At 36.0% G+C, this 21353-nt stretch carries 26 protein-coding genes; 7 read left to right on the top strand and 19 right to left on the bottom strand.

The features are described from left to right. Positions 1-27: 27 nt before the first annotated feature. Positions 28-612 carry a YdhK family protein gene (locus LC095_RS19430; protein ID WP_226529734.1) on the bottom strand — a complete coding sequence of 195 codons (585 nt, stop codon included), beginning with the start codon at positions 610-612 and terminating at the stop codon, positions 28-30. A gap of 263 nt (positions 613-875) precedes the next feature. On the opposite strand from LC095_RS19430, the gene LC095_RS19425 reads away from it, so the two are divergent. The 5 genes from LC095_RS19425 to LC095_RS19405 all read left to right on the top strand — a co-directional run bounded on the left by LC095_RS19425 (position 876) and on the right by LC095_RS19405 (position 3535). After that, positions 876-1184: a PadR family transcriptional regulator gene (locus tag LC095_RS19425; protein WP_226529733.1), complete on the top strand. Its 309-nt coding sequence runs from the start codon at positions 876-878 to the stop codon at positions 1182-1184. 19 nt (positions 1185-1203) lie between these two features. After that, the gene (locus tag LC095_RS19420; protein ID WP_226529732.1) at positions 1204-2388 is read left to right on the top strand and encodes a chromate transporter; all 1185 of its coding nucleotides are present in this window, start codon (positions 1204-1206) and stop codon (positions 2386-2388) included. Between the two features lie 152 nt (positions 2389-2540). Continuing rightward, complete coding sequence (locus LC095_RS19415) at positions 2541-2864, top strand: ArsR/SmtB family transcription factor (RefSeq protein ID WP_226529731.1); 324 nt, start codon at positions 2541-2543, stop codon at positions 2862-2864. Positions 2865-2934: 70 nt separating this feature from the next. Continuing rightward, positions 2935-3090 carry a hypothetical protein gene (locus LC095_RS19410; RefSeq protein WP_226529730.1) on the top strand — a complete coding sequence of 52 codons (156 nt, stop codon included), beginning with the start codon at positions 2935-2937 and terminating at the stop codon, positions 3088-3090. Positions 3091-3133: 43 nt separating this feature from the next. Then, a complete protein-coding gene (locus LC095_RS19405) occupies positions 3134-3535 on the top strand; it encodes an ArsI/CadI family heavy metal resistance metalloenzyme (RefSeq protein WP_226529796.1) in 402 nt (133 codons plus the stop codon). 144 nt (positions 3536-3679) lie between these two features. On the opposite strand, the gene LC095_RS19400 is transcribed toward LC095_RS19405, so the two are convergent. From LC095_RS19400 to hmpA, 12 genes are all read right to left on the bottom strand, one after another. After that, positions 3680-4156, bottom strand: coding sequence for a GNAT family N-acetyltransferase (locus LC095_RS19400; protein WP_264196119.1), 477 nt, complete (start codon positions 4154-4156; stop codon positions 3680-3682). Between the two features lie 332 nt (positions 4157-4488). Continuing rightward, positions 4489-4764, bottom strand: coding sequence for an adhesin (locus LC095_RS19395; RefSeq protein ID WP_226529729.1), 276 nt, complete (start codon positions 4762-4764; stop codon positions 4489-4491). A gap of 22 nt (positions 4765-4786) precedes the next feature. Then, positions 4787-5215 (bottom strand): dual specificity protein phosphatase family protein, encoded by a 429-nt coding sequence (locus LC095_RS19390; protein ID WP_226529728.1) that lies wholly within the window; start codon positions 5213-5215, stop codon positions 4787-4789. Between the two features lie 14 nt (positions 5216-5229). Continuing rightward, entirely contained in the window at positions 5230-6177 is a 948-nt protein-coding gene (gene trxB / locus LC095_RS19385; RefSeq protein ID WP_226529727.1) for a thioredoxin-disulfide reductase, read from the bottom strand. Between the two features lie 18 nt (positions 6178-6195). Next, entirely contained in the window at positions 6196-7968 is a 1773-nt protein-coding gene (arsA, locus tag LC095_RS19380) for an arsenical pump-driving ATPase (protein WP_226529726.1), read from the bottom strand. 20 nt (positions 7969-7988) lie between these two features. After that, positions 7989-8348: an arsenite efflux transporter metallochaperone ArsD gene (gene arsD / locus LC095_RS19375; protein ID WP_413467522.1), complete on the bottom strand. Its 360-nt coding sequence runs from the start codon at positions 8346-8348 to the stop codon at positions 7989-7991. A 93-nt stretch (positions 8349-8441) separates the two neighbouring features. After that, on the bottom strand, positions 8442-8861 hold the full coding sequence (gene arsC, locus LC095_RS19370) for an arsenate reductase (thioredoxin) (RefSeq protein WP_226529724.1): 420 nt from the start codon (positions 8859-8861) through the stop codon (positions 8442-8444). 25 nt (positions 8862-8886) lie between these two features. After that, positions 8887-10185, bottom strand: a complete 1299-nt coding sequence (locus LC095_RS19365; protein WP_226529723.1) for an arsenic transporter — start codon at positions 10183-10185, stop codon at positions 8887-8889. Between the two features lie 12 nt (positions 10186-10197). Then, positions 10198-10542 carry an ArsR/SmtB family transcription factor gene (locus LC095_RS19360; protein ID WP_226529722.1) on the bottom strand — a complete coding sequence of 115 codons (345 nt, stop codon included), beginning with the start codon at positions 10540-10542 and terminating at the stop codon, positions 10198-10200. Positions 10543-10676: 134 nt separating this feature from the next. Then, positions 10677-12095 carry a SpoVR family protein gene (locus LC095_RS19355; protein ID WP_226529721.1) on the bottom strand — a complete coding sequence of 473 codons (1419 nt, stop codon included), beginning with the start codon at positions 12093-12095 and terminating at the stop codon, positions 10677-10679. 88 nt (positions 12096-12183) lie between these two features. Next, entirely contained in the window at positions 12184-12561 is a 378-nt protein-coding gene (locus LC095_RS19350; protein ID WP_226529720.1) for a YidH family protein, read from the bottom strand. Positions 12562-12731: 170 nt separating this feature from the next. Then, positions 12732-13958 carry an NO-inducible flavohemoprotein gene (hmpA, locus tag LC095_RS19345; protein WP_226529719.1) on the bottom strand — a complete coding sequence of 409 codons (1227 nt, stop codon included), beginning with the start codon at positions 13956-13958 and terminating at the stop codon, positions 12732-12734. A gap of 314 nt (positions 13959-14272) precedes the next feature. On the opposite strand from hmpA, the gene LC095_RS19340 reads away from it, so the two are divergent. Next, a complete protein-coding gene (locus LC095_RS19340; RefSeq protein WP_226529718.1) occupies positions 14273-14710 on the top strand; it encodes an Rrf2 family transcriptional regulator in 438 nt (145 codons plus the stop codon). A 12-nt stretch (positions 14711-14722) separates the two neighbouring features. Here LC095_RS19340 and LC095_RS19335 read toward each other — a convergent pair whose 3' ends face one another. Both LC095_RS19335 and LC095_RS19330 read right to left on the bottom strand, forming a co-directional pair. Next, positions 14723-15067 (bottom strand): DUF3889 domain-containing protein, encoded by a 345-nt coding sequence (locus LC095_RS19335; protein WP_226529717.1) that lies wholly within the window; start codon positions 15065-15067, stop codon positions 14723-14725. A 75-nt stretch (positions 15068-15142) separates the two neighbouring features. Beyond that, on the bottom strand, positions 15143-16129 hold the full coding sequence (locus LC095_RS19330) for a M14 family zinc carboxypeptidase (protein WP_226529716.1): 987 nt from the start codon (positions 16127-16129) through the stop codon (positions 15143-15145). A gap of 155 nt (positions 16130-16284) precedes the next feature. Between LC095_RS19330 and LC095_RS19325 the strand changes: the two genes are divergently transcribed. Continuing rightward, positions 16285-16524 carry a YhdB family protein gene (locus tag LC095_RS19325; RefSeq protein WP_078435489.1) on the top strand — a complete coding sequence of 80 codons (240 nt, stop codon included), beginning with the start codon at positions 16285-16287 and terminating at the stop codon, positions 16522-16524. A 50-nt stretch (positions 16525-16574) separates the two neighbouring features. Here LC095_RS19325 and LC095_RS19320 read toward each other — a convergent pair whose 3' ends face one another. The 4 genes from LC095_RS19320 to LC095_RS19305 form a co-directional block, all read right to left on the bottom strand. Continuing rightward, the gene (locus tag LC095_RS19320; RefSeq protein ID WP_226529715.1) at positions 16575-17102 is read right to left on the bottom strand and encodes an NADPH-dependent FMN reductase; all 528 of its coding nucleotides are present in this window, start codon (positions 17100-17102) and stop codon (positions 16575-16577) included. 18 nt (positions 17103-17120) lie between these two features. Continuing rightward, positions 17121-17768, bottom strand: a complete 648-nt coding sequence (locus LC095_RS19315) for a response regulator (protein WP_226529714.1) — start codon at positions 17766-17768, stop codon at positions 17121-17123. A gap of 3 nt (positions 17769-17771) precedes the next feature. Further along, positions 17772-18905, bottom strand: coding sequence for a GAF domain-containing sensor histidine kinase (locus tag LC095_RS19310; protein WP_226529713.1), 1134 nt, complete (start codon positions 18903-18905; stop codon positions 17772-17774). A gap of 146 nt (positions 18906-19051) precedes the next feature. After that, the gene (locus tag LC095_RS19305; protein WP_226529712.1) at positions 19052-20797 is read right to left on the bottom strand and encodes a phospho-sugar mutase; all 1746 of its coding nucleotides are present in this window, start codon (positions 20795-20797) and stop codon (positions 19052-19054) included. Positions 20798-21353 lie beyond the last annotated feature (556 nt).

Raw genomic sequence — 21353 nt, 5'->3', positions numbered from 1 at the left:
GTTAACCCAAGTTCTCTTTTCCTATTATTACTCTTCTATTGCTGATAATTCACTTTCAGTTACCCATTTATGGTTTTTCACTTCTTCTCCACCCGTTGTAGGTGTGTAATCAACCATATACACAGTCGTCTCTTCAACAGAGTCGATTACAGCTTCTGCACCATTCATACCTTTCATATGATCAGCATTTAAAACAACTTCTTCACCTGGCTTAAATGGTGGATCCCCTGCATCTTCGATTTCCTCATGAATGACCCACTTATGATTTTCAACTATATCTCCGCCAGTTGTTGGTGTATAAGAAACAGCATAAACTTCTGTATTGTAAGCTCCAGCAATTGTTGCTTCTGCTCCCTTCATACCTTGCATATGATCTGTTTCAAGGATAGCCTGGCTCCCCACTTTATATGTAGGATTTTCTGCTTCCTTTAAACCTTCCGGAACCTCACCAGAACTTGAATGGTTCATCTCAGAATGATCCATTTCCGAATGTTTTTCCGTATTTGTATTCATATCCTCATTATTTTCAGATGTTTTCTCAATATTACTAGTACATGCAGTTAATAAAATGGCTATAAAACTTGTCAACATAATTGAGTTAATTTTTTTCATATCACTACTCCTTTTTCATATTTTGGTTGTTAAAGTATTTCCCTATATTTTCTTTATTTATAGGTCTCTATACTTCAAAAATAACAAATGACTTTGCAGAAAGTATGCAAAATTCATATCAACTTTATTAATTTCTTTAGAAATGTAAAGGTTTTGTAAATATTGTAGGTATGAGTGGAAAAATTAATTGAAGATGTTACAATACATAATATTGAAACTCAATATTGGAATACGATATCGATAAAAGTTAATGAGGTGATTTATTGGAAGACAAAGTCTTGCGGAAATTGTTTCTCGGGTTTATTCACATTCACATTCTTCACCATGCAAAAGAACACCCCATTTTTGGTGTCTGGATGCTCGAAGAACTTAGGGAACACGGATATAACATCAGTCCCGGCACCCTTTATCCCATCCTCCACTCCATGGAGTCAGATGGTCTCTTAAAGAGAGAAGATCGAAATGTAGAAGGAAAAATACGCAAATATTATACAACAACAGAAAAAGGAAACATGGTTCTTAAAGAAGCCCGAGCAAAAGCATATGAGTTATTTAAAGAAATTAAAGACTAGGAAAGGCAGGTAAATAATAATGAAACAAAAAAATACACTAAGGACGTTGCTTGAAATTTTAATTGTTTCAACAAGGCTTGGTTTTACATCATTTGGTGGACCAATTGCACACTTAGGCTATTTCCATGAAGAATATATCCGTCGAAGGAAATGGATGGATGAAAAAAGCTATGCGGATCTAGTAGCACTTTGCCAGTTTCTACCCGGGCCGGCCAGTAGCCAGGTAGGGATTGGGATTGGTGTCATGCGTGCGGGAGTATTGGGAGGTATCACTTCCTTTATCGGTTTTACCCTTCCCTCGGTTTTAGCACTTATTATCTTTGCTTTCATTCTTCAGGGATTTGATGTCACAGATGCCGGATGGATTCACGGCTTAAAAATAGTCGCTGTTGCTGTTGTTGCCCATGCGATCCTAGGGATGGCACAAAAGTTAACTCCAGATTTAAAGAGGAAAACAATAGCTTTATTTGCCTTAGTAGGAACACTCTTATGGCAAACAGCCTTTACACAAGTCGGTGTGATTATTATTGCCGCATTCGTTGGCTTTCTCTTATATAAAGATCACACAGAATCTGAAGAATCAAGAGTTGATTTCCCTATTTCAAAAGGATTTGCCATTGTTTGCTTATCATTATTTTTCGGGTTACTCATATTACTGCCAATCTTAAGAGAGATGACCTCGATAAGTTGGATTGCTATGTTTGATAGCTTTTACCGCTCAGGATCATTAGTATTTGGCGGAGGACATGTTGTTTTGCCTTTATTGGAACGTGAATTTGTTCCAACCGGGTGGCTGTCAGAAGAAGCCTTTTTAGCCGGATATGGTGCAGCACAAGCAGTCCCCGGCCCACTTTTCACATTCGCAGCCTATTTAGGTGCCGTAATAAATGGTTGGCAAGGTGGATTAGTAGCCACGGTTGCTATTTTCTTACCCGCATTTCTATTAATTTTAGGAACATTGCCATTTTGGGATACATTGCGCCGTAATCCTAAGATTAAAGGAGCGTTACTTGGAGTAAATGCAGCGGTTGTTGGGATCTTAATCTCTGCGTTTTATCACCCTATTTGGACCAGTAGTATTCTGGCACCAATTGACTTTGCCTTTGCTGCCGTATTATTCAGTATGTTAGTTTATTGGAAACTTCCACCATGGATCATTGTGTTGACCGGAGCTGTTGGCGGATTACTTATTGGATTGATTTAATATCTTTTATGAGGAAGTTACCTACTGGTAGCTTCTTATTAATGTTTAACTCTCTTGTATACATCAATTTTTTTTGATTAATTATTGACAAAAGAAAAATTTGGTTATATAGTTTAAATATCAAAAAAATTGATGTAGAAAAGGTGTATTTCATGAAACAGGAAATCAACTTTCAAGATGTGTCTTTAGAAAAAACCTTTGAAATGTATGAGAGTAAGTTTAAAGCCATTGCGGACAAAAAAAGATTGCAGATCATGAATCTTCTTACACAAAAAGGTGAAATTAATGTTAATGATCTAGCACCCATGGTAAACATGACACAATCAAAGCTGTCATATCATTTAAAAATACTTTTAGATGCAAACCTTATTATAAGAGAAACAAGAGGCACATGGAATTATTACAAACTTAACCTTGATGAAGTAAATCAACTATTATCAGCAGAGCTTTGTTGTCTATTTAGGCCAACTTGCTGATAAATTTTTTCTACATTATATCAATTTTTTTTGATAAATAGATCAAAATAATTTGTTTTAGGAGGAAGTTATGTTTAATGAGTATGAGGTTTATATGCTTTCAAAAATAAAACAAAGTGAAATGACTGAATTTAGTTCTTTTTCGATTCCTTTAACTAAAGAAGATAAGCGTACTGATAAAACTAAATCAATTGAAATAACTTGTTGTCAAACAGTTTGTTGTTAAAAACAGAAAATTAATAATGAAATAGACCCTTAGGAGGAATGAAATTATGAACATTCATATTGGTTTAAATGTAACAGATTTAGATACTTCCCTTACCTTTTATTCTAAATTATTTGGTGTAAAACCTGTAAAGGTAAAACAAGATTATGTGAAGTTTTTGTTAGAGAACCCTGGGTTGAACTTTACATTACGACCAGTAGATCGTGTAGAGGGTAATCATATCAATCATTTTGGTTTTCAAGTATTCAGTACAAATGAGTTGGTAAAACATAAAGAGAGGCTGGAAAAGGAAGGCTTTTTCTCACGTAATGAAAGTGATACTACATGTTGCTATGCTAAGCAAGATAAATTTTGGATCACAGATCCTGATGGCCACGAATGGGAATTTTTCTTAACAAAAGAAGACACTGAAGTAGATACCATCGATACTTGTTGTGTTGAATGAATATGTATTGGTAAAGAAAAGCCGCTGGATATGTCCCACGGCTTTTTCTTACTATTTCTCCAGTTTTTCTTTTTGCCATGAATAATGGATATCATATTTAGAATTTCATAATCAATATTGTAGTGATTAATCAAAAATAAGATATTAATTATTACCTTGAACCTTACTTCTTCTTTCAAGTAAAACAACATCTCTCCAAACACCGTTCAATTTACCAATTCGTTGTCTAATGCCCACCTTCCTAAATCCAAATTGCTTATGTAAATTCAGACTCGCCCTATTTTCCGGAAAAATACTCGCTTGTAAAGTCCAATATCCCTTCTCTTCACTTTCCCTAATCAAATCTTGGTATAGTAATTTTCCAATTCCTCTCCCCTTATATTCTGGACTAACATAAACACTTACCTCAGCTACACCCTCATAAACACATCTATTTGAAATAGGACTTAAGGCAGTCCACCCTACTATTACACCTTCAAGCGTCGCAATTAAACGACATTGAAATGTATGTCCTGCATCCCATTCTTCCCAAGAAGGTGCTTCAGTTTGAAAAGTTGCATTTCCAGTGGCTATTCCATCTAAATAAATTTTCATAACTTGATCCCAATGTTCATTCCTCATTTTTTGTATGGTTACGTGCAATATTTACATCCTTTCTTTTATGAAAATTAAATCAATTTTTTATGATTAATAAGTTAACACCTGAAAATATTGGATATACATTTAAAATATCAAAAAAATTTGATTTAGAAAAGATGTCTTTCATGAACCAAGAAATTAACTTTCAAGATGGTTCATTGCTGATAAATATTTTTATTATCTATATCAATGCTTCAAAATAATCAAAAAGAAACGGTGGCATTTATAAATGATTTAAATGGTTTCAATATTCACTGATTCAATAAACATAGAAAAGAAAAAAGGAAGTCAAAGACTCCCCTATGGATATTTAATTAACAACAGTTGCTTGCTCCCAATAAAACTAAGCCTGCACCGTCTTGATTTACCTCTTTATCTAGAGTTAATTCTTCTGTTCCAGTAATTTGTGAATCAATCGCTACTTTTATACCGTTAATCGTTTGTACTGTATCAGATTCCTCTGGTGCATCTAAAGAGATCGTAAATTGCGGTCCACAACACCCAGCAACAGAAGTAAGACGAATTCCTTCTGCCTCTTTTTCATTTAAAAAGTTTTCTAACAGTTCTTTTGCTCCATCAGTAATTTCCACTACCATTTCCCCCTATTGATTACTATACATTTGGATAGATTCTTTTTAACGTTTCTTTCATCTCAGGTTTCACATTAATTTTTGGTCGTGCAGTCTTTGCAATATCCTCTGCTTCCTCGATTGTATTTGCTTTTCCTAATGCTAAAAGTGTTCCAATTGCAACAGTACCTGTTCGATTACTACCGCCTTGGCAGTGAAAATACACATTTTTCCCTTCATTATATGCATTAACTACATGATCAATGGATTTCTTAACAGATTCATCTTGTTGGTCTGCATCATCAACAATTGGACTGTGCACACGATTATATGGTGATTCTTCTTTTGGTGCCTCTGCTCTTAAATCATATGCTACATCGACTTTTTCATTTTTCATCACATCATGAATATCATCTGCACCACCGATATAAATACGATCTTTCAATAATTCATGGTAATTCTTTGTTGTCATATTAACACCTCCTATTATAATGATTTGCTCCAATCATGAATTGCATTTCCTTCTAAATATCTTTCAGCATCTAAAGCAGCCATACATCCAGTACCCGCAGCTGTTATTGCTTGACGGTATCTTTTATCTTGTACATCCCCACAAGCAAAAACACCAGGTATATTGGTTTCAGTTGTTCCAGGTATAACGTTTATATATCCTGTTTCATCGGTATCAATTTGACCATTTAAAAATGATGTATTTGGCGTATGACCGATGGCAACGAAAATACCATCAGTTTGAATAATTTTTTCTTTATTTGTTTCATTATCTTTTACTTTTAATCCTGTAACACCATTTTCTCCAGCCGTTACTTCTAGCGGTGTTTGATTAAGTTCCCATGATATTTTTGGATTCTCTTTTGCACGGTCCTGCATGATTTTTGAAGCACGAAGCTCATTTCTTCTATGAACTATAACAACTTCACTTGCAAACTTCGTTAAGAAATTTGCTTCTTCCATCGCAGAATCTCCACCACCAACAATAATAACTTTTTTATTTCGAAAGAAGAATCCATCACAGGTTGCACAGGTACTAACTCCCCTACCAATATTTTCTTTCTCACCTTGTATGTTTAAAAGTTTTGCCGATGCACCTGTTGAAAGGATAAGGGATTCAGTTACAATCTCACCTAAACCATTGACTTGTAAGCGATAAGGTTTCTTAGATAAATCAACTTCAGTTACCCATCCTCTTTTAAATTCTGCTCCAAAACGCTCTGCTTGCTTTCTCATGTTATCCATTAATTCTGGTCCCGTAATACCATCAATAAAACCTGGAAAGTTTTCAACCTCAGTTGTTAATGTTAATTGTCCTCCTGGTTGATCCCCTTCAATAACAATTGGTTTCATATTTGCTCTTGCTAGATAGACTGCAGCAGTTAACCCTGCGGGTCCTGTTCCTAAAATGATGACTTTCTCCATTTTCACCCTCCATATTAGCTATGACCTGACATAATCTTTAACTTCTTCATATCCTATCTTCTCTTTGCTAATCCAAGGAATTATAGCAGAGCGAGTAGCCAACTCCTCGTTGACCTTAGTAATCCATTTTTTTTCGGAAACAGCTCTTCCCATTAAGATTGGGTCTCGAGTTTTAGTTGCATATAAACTCTGATTAATTACCCACCAAACTGGTTGAATTTCTGCTCGTTTTAAGTCTTGTTGAAGTCTCGCAGTTTCTAAAACAGGTGTTGTTTCAGCTAACGTAACAATAACAACACTCGTTTCTTCAGGGTTTCTTAACCTTGGAAGTAACTTAACTACACTTTGAGGCACTTCTCCGGAAGAACGACTAAGTTCTTTATGATAATTCTGTGCTGAATCTAACAACAACAATGTATGTCCAGTCGGTGCTGTATCAATTACAACAATTTCCTCTTCTGACTTTGCTACAACTTCTGCAAAAGCTCGAAATACAGCAATTTCTTCTGTACATGGTGAGTTTAAATCCTCTTGTAAGTATGCAAGTCCTTCTTCATCAAGGTCTTTACCAACTTTTGTAAGAATTTCTTTCTTATATTTTACAACTTCCTCATGAGGATTAATTGAACTAATGGTCAGGTCTTTATTTAATTTACTGTTTTCAAACATATAGTTTAAATGGGAAGCAGGGTCTGTTGTTGTTAAATGAACTTTATGTCCTTTTTCTACAAGACCCACTGCAATTGCTGATGCAACGGTTGTTTTACCTACTCCTCCTTTTCCCATAGTAAAAATAATTCTTTTGTTTGACTCTGATAGATCATTAATTACATCGTTTAGTTCATTGAAAGATATGTCGTAATCCAAATCATCTTTCATTTCTGATTCAGGTAATGAATATTGTTTCAATAAATAACGAAGATTTTGGATGCCAGTTAAGGAATAAGATACAAATGGTAGAGAATAATTAGGGATTTGTTTCAGATCCTCAGGTATAGATTTCAATGCAAGTTGCTGACGATGATAAAAAGCTGCTGATACAGCATCATCTGGAACATATGATTTTAACAAGCCATTCATGACGACTATTTGATTGTTTATCCCAATTCCCTTTAACTCTATTGATGCCCGATTAGCCTCATTTAATGAAGAGACTTCAGGCCTACTTACTAAGCATAGCGTTGTTTTGGTTGAGTCTGACAGAGCTTCTACAGTTTTAGAATACAAATCTTTCTTATTTCCTAAACCCGATAGTGGTCCTAAACATGAAGCACCATGTGTACTTTCCTCTAAAAATCCACTCCATGCTATTGGAAGTTGTAATAGCCTTAACGTGTGTCCCGTTGGTGCTGTATCAAAAAGAATATGATTATACTCTTTTACAGTGGATTCATCTGTTAATAAACTTGTAAATTCATCAAAAGCAGCTATTTCTACTGTACAGGCACCCGATAATTGCTCTTCCATTGTTGCAACTACTGATTCAGGCAATTTATCGCGATAGGGTCCAACAACTTTTTCACGATAATTTTTTGCGGCTTCTTCTGGGTCTATATTACAAGCATAAAGATTAGGTATTTTGGTAATCAATTTTGGTATATTCGTTAATTCAGTCTCTAATACATCCTGTAAGTTAGAAGCTGGATCTGTACTGACAAGTAATATCTTTTTACCAGCATCAGCTAATGCAACAGCTGATGCACAGGCAGTTGAAGTTTTTCCAACCCCGCCTTTACCGGTAAAGAATAAATATGGAGTATCGATACTCTTTGGATTAAAAGGCTGATACATTTTATCCCTTCTTCCTTGTATTACAGTTGCTTTAAATTAATTGATAATTTATCCTTAGGCTTTTCTTTTAATTCATCTGTCTTAACGCCAAACCATTCAGAAAGTTCATCATTTGTTGGATATTCACCAATTTTTTTGATTTTCTTATCAACGAGTGTTACAGGAAGGACATCGGGACCCTTTTCAGTAAGTAATTGAGTGATTTCATTATTCTCAGCAAAAACACCTGGCTCATTTGCAAGATTATATCTTTTTATTTCAAATCCTTTTTTCTCTAGTGAGTAAACAGCTGAGGCAATACGAGTTAATTCAGGATCAACACTCGGACCGCATACACCTGTTGAACAACACATTGCTGGGTCAAATATTTCAACTTTCAAAGGTTTCATCCCCTTTATTAAGATATAAGAATTTACTTATATATTTATTAAAGTGAAAGCCGAGAGGAGGTCTCACGGCTTCTGTCTTTTTTATTATTCTCCAGTTTTAGCGAAACGTTCAATTCGTTCGCCAATTTCATCGCGTACACGTTGGAAGAACGCCCATTTTTCCTCATCTGTACCTTCTGCTTTAGCTGGATCATCAAATCCCCAATGCTCTCTTTTAACATGTGGTGGCGTCATTGGACATTTATCTGCTGCATCGCCACATAACGTAACAACTAAATCAGCATTATTTAAAATTTCAGGGTCAATAATATCTGAAGTTTGATTTGAAATATCAATTCCAGCTTCTTTCATTGCTTTCACTGCATTTGGATTTAAACCGTGAGCCTCAATACCTGCACTATACACATTCCACTCATCACCTAAATGCTTTTTTGCCCAGCCTTCTGCCATTTGGCTTCTGCAAGAATTTCCTGTACATAAGAAGTAGATTGTTTTTTTAGACATGTTTATTTCTCCTTTTTAGATAAGATTAATGGATGATAAGTAACCAAATATATAAACCAACAAGGGTAATAAACAATGTTGGGATGGTTAGGATAATTCCTGTTTTAAAATAAGTGCCCCAAGAGATTTTTACACCTTTTAAAGATAAGACATGAAGCCATAATAAAGTAGCTAAAGAGCCAATTGGTGTAATTTTCGGTCCTAAATCAGAACCAATCACGTTTGCATAAATAAGAGCTTCTCTTATCACACCACTTGTATTCGTATCCGAAATGGCTAGTGCATCGATCATAACCGTTGGCATGTTGTTCATTATTGATGATAAGATCGCAGCAATAAAGCCCATTCCAACTGTTGCTGCAAACAACCCTTGGTCTGCTGTTACTTGAATTAAATCAGCTAATACATTTGTTAACCCAACATTTCGTAAGCTGTAAACAACGACATACATTCCGATTGAGAAAAAGACAATTGCCCAAGGTGCTCCTTTTATGACGGTTTTTGTGTTAACCACAGGACTTCTTTTTGCCATAACTAAGAAGAAGATGGCTACAATACCAGCGATGATGGATACTGGAATTCCAATAAACTCACTTGCAAAATATCCAACAAGTAATATACCCAAAACAATCCAAGACAATTTGAACATCTTTTCATCTCGTATGGCTTCAACAGGTTTTTTTAGCTGAGTTAAGTCGTAGTTACGAGGTATACTTTTACGGAAAAAGAGAAATAAAACCAAAATACTTGCACCTAGTGAGAAAAAGTTTGGAATGATCATCCTAGATGCAAACTCAACAAACCCTATCCCAAAGAAGTCAGCTGATACAATGTTCACTAAGTTACTTACTACTAAGGGAAGAGATGTTGTATCTGCGATAAAACCGCTAGCGATAATAAACGGAAAGACCATTTTTTCACTAAAGTTTAAATTTCTTACCATCGCAAGGACAATTGGTGTCAGTATTAAAGCAGCTCCATCGTTTGCAAAGAATGCAGCTACAATAGCTCCAAGAATACTTACATAAACAAACATTTTAATACCGTTACCTTTAGCAGCCCTAGCCATGTGCAAAGCTGACCATTCAAAGAAGCCAATTTCATCTAGTATTAGAGAAATAATGATAATAGCTATAAACGCTAAGGTCGCGTTCCAAACAATTGATGTTACATCTAGTACATCTTTAAAATCAACAACACCTACAAGAAGGGCTAAAATGGCGCCGCCACATGCAGACCAGCCGATGGATAACCCTTTCGGTTGCCATATGACGAGTGTAAGTGTTAGTAAAAAGATGGCCGATGCCAAAATTACTGATGTCATTTCATACCTCCATTATTCACATGAAATACGTAGTCCTTGCTCTTCTAATTCTTTTATTCGATAATCCTGGTTCGGAAGGTGTTTAAGTATGTTTTGAACAAATGGATAATAATCACTGCTTTTGTTTAATGAATAAATGATCCACTGCCCCCTTCTCATTTCTTGAACAATTCCTGCATCCTTTAGTTTTCGGAGATGTTGACTAATGGCAGGTTGACTTGCTTTAAAAATCTCAACAAATTCACATACACAACAATCATTTGAATCTAACATTTTAACCATTGTTAAACGTGTTTTGTCACCTAATAGTTTTAATACAGTTGCAGCTTTATCTATTTCAATGGATGTTTCTAGCATCGTTACACCTCCAATTATATCTGTAAATTACTATATAATAATTTACTTATATATTCAAGAGATAAATATGTTTTTTATATTATGACGAAAAGATTCTAATTCATGCAAAAAAACACTGCAAAGCAGCGTTTTTTTTACAAGTATCGTCTTGATACACTTTTACCATCATAAGAAAACAACACACTTTTTCCTTCCAGCATACTTTCCATATGAACAGGTCTGCCCCATAATTGATAGATATATGGAAGCACCTTCTCTAAGTATTTTAGATCAAGCTCAATGTCTTCAAACCAGTGCTTTAAGTAAAGTTCATTGTTTTTTAAATAGTCTCCGTCATTTACCGTAATGTACGGGAATCCGCCATTTACCCTCATGCTGACAAGCTGATCGCGTACTGATTCCCAGCCTTTATCAACAATTTTATAATCCCGGCCCTGCTTTTGGAATAAGTACATATCCTCGCGCATCACAAGGTCTTTTGTTAAGTAATTTCGGATGAACGAAATATCAGATTCCACTTCACGGACTTCAAACATTTTTTCACGGCCGGACCCAGGCTTTGCACCGAACATTTTCATTTCTTCTGTCGGGTTATCGTATCTCTCTTCAATATCTTCAAAAATTTTCAGACCTAAGTAATACGGATTAATGCTCGTTTTTGATGGCTGTACAACACCTGCATTCAGCTTTGCAAATTCAACTGCTTCATCAGATGTTAAATCAAGCTCCCTGATAATTCGTTGGTGCCAGTACGAAGCCCAGCCTTCATTCATGATTTTCGTTTCAAGCTGTGGCCAGAAATAGAGCATTTCTTCTCTCATCATCGTTAAAATATCACGTTGCCAATCCTCTAGTTCCCTGCTGTATTCTTCAATAAATAATAAAATATCTTTCTCAGGTGAAGGCGGAAATTTCTTTTTCTTCTTTTTTATTGTAGATTTGGGTTCCGCTTTTTTATCAAGATTCCAAAGGTCATCATATGGAGTGACCTTTTGCTCTTCCTCGTCTTCCTCGAATTCAATGTCATCAATCGTCCAAGAAAGTTTTGGACGAACAAGGGAAGGATCAATATGTTCCTGTATGGAAAGAACGGCATCTAAAAACGTTTCTACCTCTTGTCTTCCGTGAATGAGTTCATATTTCTTAATTCGCTCTGCTGTGGCAGACATACTCTCAACCATTTCACGTTTTGTATTACTAAAACGTGAATTATTTTTGAAAAAGTCACAATGTGCCAAAACGTGAGCGACGATTAATTTATTTTGGATTAAAGAGTTAGTATCTAGAAGAAATGCGTAGCAAGGATCTGAGTTAATGACAAGTTCATAAATCTTACTCAACCCTAAATCGTATTGAAGCTTCATTTTGTGAAATTGTTTCCCAAAGCTCCAGTGTGAAAACCTTGTAGGCATACCATATGCACCAAATGTATAAATAATATCAGCAGGACATATCTCATATCTCATTGGATAAAAATCAAGTCCGAAGCCTTTCGCAACCTCGGTTATTTCACTAATAGCATATTCCAGAGCCTTTTGATCAGCTGCTTTCATGGTCTCCCCCCTAAAGCAAATCTTACAATAATGTATGAGCCTTAGTTGAAAAACATGCTAATCTGTTCAAAGGGAGATACTAGCATTTCTACATTAATAAAAAGTAAATACCAAAAATAAACGCAATCACGACCACAAAGATCCCAAGTGTAATTACGGTTATTTTCGGGGTTCTAAATGTTTGTTCGTTAATCGCTTTGTATTTTCGTAAATACGCAATGGTTGCCATAATGATCGTTAAAATTCCTACTCCAACAGATGTTATCCCAATAATATTGGCTAAATAATCACTAACCCGTGAAAGATTCGGCTCCATATTTTCATGTAAATTTGAAACAAGAAATCCTACCCCAATAATCGCAATCGCCGTCCGGACCCAAGCTAAAAATGTGCGCTCATTTGCCAGGTGTTGTTGTATATACTTAGAATCAATCGTTTTTTGCTTTTGTTCCAAGTCTTTCTCCATCTATCTCACCTAACTTTACAAAGATATAAGCATAATACTAGCTGATAGGTTTAACTATACCCCTTCCAAAAAAATATACTCTATAACATCAGAACACAATAAATTCAAAAGAAAAAACCACTAACTATAGGGAAACAAAATCCCTATAATTAGTGGCTACAATCCAATATTTACGCTTCCTGATACTGCTTTAAATCAATTGCAGGACCAAAAAATTCATAATTAATATTCTCTGATTTCACACCAAGTCTTTGAAGGTTTTCGATTACACTTCCCATAAATGGTGCAGGACCGCATACATAGAATGTTGCATCCTTTTCTTTCACAAGCTGTTCAAGCTTTTGTAAATCTAAGTATCCTTCAAAATCAAATTTATTTTCCTCACGATCAGATACAGTTGGCTGTTGGAGGACGACATATTTCTTTGCATTTGGCATCGAGTGAACCGCTTCACTTACTTCTTGTTCAAATGCTTGTACAGATCCATCATTTGCTGCCTGGATAAATGTTACCATTCGATTCGGCTGGTTATCTCCAACTGTTTTTAGCATACTAAGCATTGGTGTAATTCCGACACCACCACTAATGAGATAAAGTGGAGAATTGGCTGATCCATCTAGAACAAAGTCACCTGCAGGAGCGGTAATTTCTACTTCATCACCAACATTGACTGAATCATGAAGATAATTTGATACTTTACCATTTTGATCTATGTTTTTTCCTGTTTCTCTTTTAACGGAAATTCGTAATGTTTGTTTCCCTGGAGAGTCAGAAAGACTGTATTGACGATTTAGTAAATACTCTTCATTTGGAATAGATAATCTTATCGTAATATACTGACCCGCTTGAAAATTTGGAACTGGCTTACCATCAGAAGCTTCAAGATAGAATGATGTAATAACAGAGCTTTCTTGTTCCTTTTTAACAACCTTAAATGCCTTGAACGCATCCCAAGCCTCATTCTTGGCTTTGTTATACATTTCTTCCTCAACACCGATAAAGACTTGTGCAATCACTGCATATGCTTCTCCCCAAGCTTCAATGATATCAGGTGTCGCTGCATCTCCTAATACATCTTTAATTGCTTTTAATAAGAATTCTCCTACAATCGGATAATGTTCTTTTTTTACATTTAAACTTCGATGTTTATGGGCAATTTGTTTTACAGCTGGTAATAATACTTCCAATTGATCAATATATGTTGCTGCTGCATAAACCGTATTGGCTAAAGCTGTTTGCTGACGACCTTGTTTTTGATTTGCATGATTAAAAATATTTAATAATTCAGGGTGTGCTTCAAACATGCTTTTGTAAAAATAAGATGTTATTTCCACTCCACGCTCAGCTAAGATTGGTGCTGTTGATTTCACAATTTCAATTGTTTTATTAGATAACATCTATTCCAACTCCTAAAGAAGTATTTTGAATACATCTTTATCATAGATATCCCGTCATTTAAAAGCAATATATCAGATACATCTTTAAAAAAGCTGTCACATTTTCCTACAATAATATCTAAAACGTACACACCCTATGGTAAGATAAGGCTAAAGTTACTTTTATACATAGGTTCTATAAAGAGAACATTTTTAGTTTATTCAAGCGAGCATTCTGGAGCTTCAATCAACCATACGCTATACTTATTATAATGACCAAGAATCCTATTTAAGTTCAACTAAATCTTTCTAAAAATAAATGTGAGGTATGTTTTATGCGACTAACCCTTTATACAGACTACTCGTTAAGAGTCTTAGTATATCTTGCTACAAAGCCTAAAGAAGATCTCTCAAATATAAAAGAAATTGCAGAAGTCTACAATATTTCAAAAAACCATTTAATGAAGGTCACATATGAGCTCGGAAAAATGAATGTTATTGAGACAATCCGCGGCCGGAATGGCGGAATTCGGTTGGCAATGCTTCCAGAGGAAATTAATATCGGAGAAATTGTTCGAAAAACAGAGGAAGATTTCCATCTTGTCGAGTGTTTTGATCAAGAAAACGACCAATGCATTATCTCTCCTGCATGTGGTTTAAAACATGTTTTAAACAAAGCGTTACAAGCATATTTGGAAGTTCTTGATCAATATACTTTAGCTGACGTAGCAAAGAATCAATCTGCTCTACTCTCCTATTTTTTATCTAAATGAAAAAAGGCGACCTCACAGGTTGCCTTCTCTCATTTCTGAAACATTCACGGTAATCAATTGTCCTGTTTTAGGGTTAAATACAACGTCAACCTTCACAATAAACGGTTTATTATTTTGCTTTCCCTTCACATGAAAAACATCTTTTGACTCTTCTTCATTTACAGCTTCTCTTCCATCATACTTATAATCAACAAATTCAGCGTCAGGATATTTTTCTTTTACAGAGGATATCGCAATACGGCTCCACTTTTTGTAATCCACTTCCTGCACATTTTGTTCCCCGTAAGCTTTCAATCCTGCTGTAAAAATAATTGAAAGAGCGAGAAATGCGAAAAAAACTTTTGATACTGTTTTCATTAGACAGACCTCCATTACGGCTTTCTATGAATTAATCTGCCCTGACATGTTGTCCATATTCTCCAAAAAAATATTTTATTTTTCTACCAGCAGTTCTTTTTTGGCAAATTCACATAGAATGAACCCAATTTCTTTATTACGTTTCCACTCTTCATCAAACACTGACAAAGGAGGGTTTGTATCCTCAATAAGATAACTAAGTTCTATCGTTACAGCAGGTCGTTCATATGCCTGAATAAACCAGTCTGTGTAGCCCCCGCCAATGGCATCAAAGGGCGGGTAGGAAATTTCATAACCTGTTGTCTTTGAGATTTTTTCAATAAGCGAGTAGTCCCGTTGAAGATGGTGAAAAGAATTAAAATAATACCAATACAGCTCACGGCCTGAGGTATGATAGGAGGCAGCTGTAAGCGGCTTTATTTGCTTTGTAAAATGTGTTAAAGCTTTCGTTTCTTTTGATTCCAGAGGCTTTTCCCCTTTAAAATGTGAGTAGGATGCATATGACGTATCTCCTTCAATCTTGTCCCATCCAGCAGGATACTGTCTATTTAAATCCACTCCTAAACCATTTGCTTTCCAACGGGTAAAATCTGCATCTCCTTCATTCATATCGATATAGACCTCTTGTAACAGATAGGGAAATGAGCTGATCCCCTTTTGTTGAATCGTCACACCATCAGGATTCACCATCGGGATAAACCAAATCGCAACATCATCTAAGATTTCAGGAGAATGTCCTGAAAAAGGACGTGAATGATGATAAGACTCCGTGTATTGCTTGATCATTTCCATCACGATGTGTGTTGACAGCCATTCGCGTCCGTGATGGCTTCCTGTAATAAAAACGGTATTCTCTCCATGACCAATTTTCACCGCAAGAAGGTCTCGTCCAAATTCTGATTGACCAAATCTTCTTACCTCCAGGTCATACTCTTTAGCAATCGAGAGTAGATCTTTTTTCATGAGTTGATATGTATACATCTGTTGCTCGATTTCCTTCGCTTGTACACTTTGTCCTATTGCTAATATAAATATGAGAATTAAGATCGAACAATACTTCATTTTTTCATCCTTTTTGATTTTAGGTTACCATCTCTTACGTGTTTTATGTGGGTAAAGACTACCATTCCTTTTATAGCAACGACACCAAGTTTTTCACAGTAACAAAAAATATAAAACACATACAATAATCATATCTCCTTAAGGGAGGGAAGATTATGAACAATGTTGATTATGACAAAGCATTGTATTACACACATCGTTCACAGTGGGATAACTTACTCATCTTAATGGTTCGAACAAAAGACGATTTTTTATCAAAGAAAATAGAACATTTCTTACATGCCTATAATTTCGAACATGACTATAAAGAAGTTGAAAAACAACTGTATTCCCTTTTACGATATATCGACCACGCAGTAGAGGAAGAACCTTTTGCAATTGAAGCATTACATTAAGAAAAAGACTGACTTAGGATAGTATACACACACCTACCCTTAGTCAGTCTTTATTGATGGATATTTTGAATCGCTTTTGAATAAACAGTTAATTCTTTTACTAATTGTTCAATGAGTAATGCAGATTCGGAATGTAATTCTCTCCGTTCATAGTCAAAACAATTTGGATCAAGTACAACTTGTTTCGGAATCGAGTGGGCATACAATCCCCGCATCACCGTTCTCATGTTATTTAACGCATTAATTCCGCCTTTTCCTCCACCCGCAACAGCTACAAGTGCAACAGGCTTATGTGAAAAATGCTCACTGCTTAAAAAGTCTAATGCATTTTTCAGGGCGCCGCTCATTGCATTATGATACTCAGGAGATAATAAAACAATAGCATCTGCCTCTACAACCAATTTCCTTAATTCTTGAACATGTCGATGTTGTGAAGCTGCCTCTTCTCCATTAAAAAGTGGGAATTCCTTTTCACTTAAATCAAAGTGTTCCGCCTTATAGACCTTTGCCATGTATGTGGCGGCCATTTTTGTTCTTCCTGATTTTCTTGGACCCCCATTGATAATCAATAATTTCATTTTCATTCTCCTTTCATTTTAAGATTCTACGTATCCATTTTTCACCGCATATATAGCTGCTTGTGTGCGATCTGACAGCTGTAATTTGGACAGGATATTTGATATATGTGTCTTAACGGTTTTTTCTGTGATAAATAACGCACTTGCAATCTCTTTATTGCTTTTCCCTTTCGCCAGCTCGTTTAAAACTTCCTTTTCCCGCTTCGTTAAGTCGTCTAGTTTTGTTTGGGACGGAATCACTGGTGTAGACAAGTGAGCCATAACATGTGAGGTGACCTTTGGATGAAGTTTACTTTGTCCTTGTAACACGTCTCTTATGGTTTGAACAAGATCATCTGGCTCTATATCCTTCAATTGGTATCCGGAAGCACCTGCACGTAATGCAGGGATGACATGATCTTGATCACCATAGCTTGTTAGTATGATGATTTTAACTGTTGAGTTTGTTTCCCTAATAATTTTTGTAGCCATCACTCCATCCATTTCAGGCATTGATAAGTCCATCAGCACAACATCTGGATTTAGTTCTGAAACCAGCTTTACAGCTTCTTTCCCGTTTGTTGCTTCCCCGATAATGTCTATATCCTTCTGGGTTTTCAAAAAGAAAAGCAACCCTCTCCGGACAACATGGTGATCATCTGCAATTAACACTTTAATTTTGGACATCATTTATCCCCCTTTACTTAATGGAATCTCAACTTCTATCTTTGTCCCTTTACCTGGCAGGCTTACTAACTTAAAATTCCCGTTCAACCGTTCAACTCTTTCTTTCATTCCTTTTAGCCCTAATGAAGGAATAGCAACACTTTCATCATAATGAAAGCCTCTTCCATGATCCTCTATCATCATTTTTACATACACATCTTTTTTAGAAAGAGCGACATTCACCACAGTTGTTTCAGCATGCTTTTTGCAATTATTTAACGCCTCCTGACCAATACGCCATAGCTCTTCTTCAATATATTGAGGCAATGTACAAACACCTTCTATATCACAAGATATGTTTAATCCGAGTACATTTCCATAATGAATAAGTGCTGTTGCAATACCATCTTCCAGCCCTTGTGGTCGAAGCTGCCATATCAGTCCCTTCATCTCATTCAATGCTTCCTGGGAAAGCTCTTGCATATATGTCAACATCTCTTTCACATCTGCCTGATCTGCCATTTCCTTCGTCCCTCTGGCTGTTAACATAATGGAAAACAACAGCTGATTAACCGAATCATGCAAATCCTGTGCAAGTCTGTTTCTTTCTTTAACCAATGCATGAGCTCTTTCCTTCTCGACTAATTGTATTCGTTTTATAGCTGTTCCAATTTGAAAAGCAACAGACTCTAATAAGGCAAGTTCCTCTTCTGAAAAATGCTTCTTATGTGGTGACGCAACATTAAGCAGTCCGAAGTTTTCCTTTCCAGCTCTCAGAGGAACTGTTGCATGATGGGTAATTCCGTTCGTCTCACCCCAATTATGTTCAATCGCCTCTTCAATTCGCTTACATGAAATAATGTTAATCGCCTTTTTTAATCGTCCAGCCTGATATCTATCCACACACCAACAGCCGCCTTCACACATTGGCTTCTTTTGTTTCCATGTTAACCCTGTTGGCAAATCATGATCAGCCGCTAACTTATAATGACCTTTTTCATCGATTAAAAAAATCCACCCTGTTGAAAGATCTGTTACATGCAGGAGTTCCTTTAACACGTCATTTAACATATCTTTAATATCCGTCGCTTCATTTAACTTTTCAGCAATGATTTTGAGCGTATTTAAGTCTTGTATCCGTTTATCAGTTCCAGTCATTTGCTTTTCTCCCTAGTCTTCTTATCTTTATTATATCAACAACTCTCTTTTAACGACCTTCTCTTTCTGACTTAATTTCTATACGACTTTTGGAGTATTTAGGTACGCAAAAAGCGGACAAGTTTGAGTTTGTCCGCTTTTTGTTATTACTTCGATAATGCTGCGATTAATTCATTTACGATTTCCATGACGCCTGCTTCCAGAGTTGATAAGTCTTGTTCACTTTGTTCAAGTGTGTCACTTTTCACTCCAAAATAGAACTTAGCTTTTGGTTCAGTTCCGGATGGTCTTACACAGAACCATGAATTATCCTCTAAGATATATTTCAACACGTTTGAACCAGGTAGATCGATCTTCGCCTTTGTACCTGCCGCAACATCTTGGCGTTCACTGCTTTTATAATCTTCAATTGCTACAATTTTCTTGCCTGCAACATCAGTAGGAGGATTTGATCTAAATGACTGCAGAATGCTTTGAATTTGCTCGGCCCCTTCTTTACCTTTTAACGTAAGAGACTGAAGTCCTTCTTTGTAGTAGCCGTACTCTTTAAAGATTTCAAGTAAGCCTTGGTACAAAGTAAGACCTTTCTTTTTATAATAAGCTGCTACTTCAACTGATAATAACGCTGCTTGCACAGCATCTTTATCACGAGCAAAATCACCAATGAGGTAGCCATAGCTTTCTTCATACCCAAACTGGAATTGATATTGTCCTGTGCGTTCATATTCATTGATTTTTTCACCAATAAATTTGAAGCCTGTTAATGTATCAATTGTATCAAGACCGTATGATTTTGCGATCTCTCTGCCAATTTCTGATGTAACGATTGTTTTTAGAACGACTCCATTTTCAGGGAGTATTCCTTTTTCCTTTTTCTCAGATAATAGGTAATTAAGAAGTAATGCACCTGTTTGGTTTCCAGTTAGGACAACGTATTCTCCATCGTTGTTTTTAACAGCCACTCCAAGTCTGTCTGCATCTGGGTCTGTTCCAATTAGGACATCCGCATCGTTCTCTTTCCCATCACGAATGGCTAAAGTGAATGCATCATGTTCCTCAGGGTTTGGAGATTTAACAGTTGAGAAGTTTGGATCTGGCAGCTCTTGTTCTTTTACAACTGTTACATTTTTATAACCTAATGCTTCTAAACCACGACGAACCGGTTTATTTGCAGTACCGTGTAACGGCGTGAATACAACCTTCAAATCGACTTCTTGTGATAATGATGGATTCACTGAAATAGTTGTTAGCTTTTCTGTATAAGCTTGGTCAATTTCTTCACCGATCATGTTGATTAAACCTTGAGATTTTAATTCACTCTCGTCTTTCACTTCAATTTCCAGCTCATCTTCAACCTGATTCACATAAGTGATCACTGTGTCTGCTGCAGCTGGGGGTAATTGTCCGCCATCTTCGCCGTACACTTTATATCCATTATATTCAGGTGGATTATGACTGGCTGTTATCACTATTCCTGAGAATGCATGTAAGTGTCTTACAGCAAATGATAATTCAGGAGTTGGACGTAATTCTTCAAATACATATGTTTGAATGCCATGTGAAGCTAATGTTTTTGCTGCTTCCATCGCAAATTCAGGTGATTTATGACGGGAATCATACGCAATCGCGACTCCGCGTTTTTTGGCTTCATCACCAAAGGAATTTATGTATGTTGCTAAACCTTCAGAAGCTTTACGAATTGTATATATATTCATACGGTTGGTACCTGGCCCGATTTCACCACGCATCCCGCCTGTTCCAAACTCTAGTTCTTTATAGAAGCAATCTTCTAAAGCCTTTTCATTTCCTTCTAAGTTCGTTAATAGAGTTCGGAGTTCTTGATCTAAATCTTGTTTTTGATTCCAACGTTGATAGCTTTGTTCCCAGCTCATTTTTACCTCCTAGGAGTTTTACTAAAATTTCATCTTAATTTTAGCATATTATAGAACTTTCCACATAATTGAATTTCTACAAATTCCGCGCATTTGCTTAGGATACTAGTGAGACGTTATTTTAGAACAATTATCCGAATAAAGTAATCTGTATATAGCTGGTGGATTTGCTTTATTACTATATTTGTTTTTCGACAAAATTTTTGAGGTCCTCTTTTTTTCTTTTACCTAGTTGCTATGTAACAAGTGTATAGAAGGTTGATTGAAGCTCCAGGATGCTCGCTTTCCGTGGGGTGGGCGGTGAGCCTCCTCACCGCTTTGCGTCTGCGGGGTCTCACCTATCCCACATCTCCCACAGGAGTCTCGCACCTTCCGCTTCAATCAACCAAATTAGTTTTTTTATAGAACTTTGAAAAAAAAAAAATAATAACACTAATAATTTTCTTTTTACCAAAGTGCAAAGAATGTTATAAGACTGCTTATAAAGCACAATGACACGAACCTGATCTTAAGTTTTACATTTAAAAATACATCCCTAAAAAAGCCAACTCATCAT

This window comes from Metabacillus niabensis (assembly GCF_020524345.1).
In the GTDB taxonomy this organism is placed as follows: domain Bacteria; phylum Bacillota; class Bacilli; order Bacillales; family Bacillaceae; genus Metabacillus; species Metabacillus niabensis_B.
This window is presented reverse-complemented; position numbering and strand designations above follow the sequence as displayed.

Excerpts from the sequence above, each read along its gene's own strand:
- LC095_RS19430 (WP_226529734.1), bottom strand. The coding sequence starts at position 612 with ATGAAAAAAATTAACTCAATTATGTTGACAAGTTTTATAGCCATTTTA.
- LC095_RS19420 (WP_226529732.1), top strand. The coding sequence starts at position 1,204 with ATGAAACAAAAAAATACACTAAGGACGTTGCTTGAAATTTTAATTGTT.
- LC095_RS19415 (WP_226529731.1), top strand. The coding sequence starts at position 2,541 with ATGAAACAGGAAATCAACTTTCAAGATGTGTCTTTAGAAAAAACCTTT.
- LC095_RS19410 (WP_226529730.1), top strand. The coding sequence starts at position 2,935 with ATGTTTAATGAGTATGAGGTTTATATGCTTTCAAAAATAAAACAAAGT.
- LC095_RS19400 (WP_264196119.1), bottom strand. The coding sequence starts at position 4,156 with ATGAGGAATGAACATTGGGATCAAGTTATGAAAATTTATTTAGATGGA.
- LC095_RS19390 (WP_226529728.1), bottom strand. The coding sequence starts at position 5,215 with ATGACAACAAAGAATTACCATGAATTATTGAAAGATCGTATTTATATC.
- trxB (WP_226529727.1), bottom strand. The coding sequence starts at position 6,177 with ATGGAGAAAGTCATCATTTTAGGAACAGGACCCGCAGGGTTAACTGCT.
- arsA (WP_226529726.1), bottom strand. The coding sequence starts at position 7,968 with ATGTATCAGCCTTTTAATCCAAAGAGTATCGATACTCCATATTTATTC.
- arsC (WP_226529724.1), bottom strand. The coding sequence starts at position 8,861 with ATGTCTAAAAAAACAATCTACTTCTTATGTACAGGAAATTCTTGCAGA.
- LC095_RS19365 (WP_226529723.1), bottom strand. The coding sequence starts at position 10,185 with ATGACATCAGTAATTTTGGCATCGGCCATCTTTTTACTAACACTTACA.
- LC095_RS19360 (WP_226529722.1), bottom strand. The coding sequence starts at position 10,542 with ATGCTAGAAACATCCATTGAAATAGATAAAGCTGCAACTGTATTAAAA.
- LC095_RS19355 (WP_226529721.1), bottom strand. The coding sequence starts at position 12,095 with ATGAAAGCAGCTGATCAAAAGGCTCTGGAATATGCTATTAGTGAAATA.
- LC095_RS19350 (WP_226529720.1), bottom strand. The coding sequence starts at position 12,561 with ATGGAGAAAGACTTGGAACAAAAGCAAAAAACGATTGATTCTAAGTAT.
- hmpA (WP_226529719.1), bottom strand. The coding sequence starts at position 13,958 with ATGTTATCTAATAAAACAATTGAAATTGTGAAATCAACAGCACCAATC.
- LC095_RS19340 (WP_226529718.1), top strand. The coding sequence starts at position 14,273 with ATGCGACTAACCCTTTATACAGACTACTCGTTAAGAGTCTTAGTATAT.
- LC095_RS19335 (WP_226529717.1), bottom strand. The coding sequence starts at position 15,067 with ATGAAAACAGTATCAAAAGTTTTTTTCGCATTTCTCGCTCTTTCAATT.
- LC095_RS19330 (WP_226529716.1), bottom strand. The coding sequence starts at position 16,129 with ATGAAGTATTGTTCGATCTTAATTCTCATATTTATATTAGCAATAGGA.
- LC095_RS19325 (WP_078435489.1), top strand. The coding sequence starts at position 16,285 with ATGAACAATGTTGATTATGACAAAGCATTGTATTACACACATCGTTCA.
- LC095_RS19320 (WP_226529715.1), bottom strand. The coding sequence starts at position 17,102 with ATGAAATTATTGATTATCAATGGGGGTCCAAGAAAATCAGGAAGAACA.
- LC095_RS19315 (WP_226529714.1), bottom strand. The coding sequence starts at position 17,768 with ATGTCCAAAATTAAAGTGTTAATTGCAGATGATCACCATGTTGTCCGG.
- LC095_RS19310 (WP_226529713.1), bottom strand. The coding sequence starts at position 18,905 with ATGACTGGAACTGATAAACGGATACAAGACTTAAATACGCTCAAAATC.
- LC095_RS19305 (WP_226529712.1), bottom strand. The coding sequence starts at position 20,797 with ATGAGCTGGGAACAAAGCTATCAACGTTGGAATCAAAAACAAGATTTA.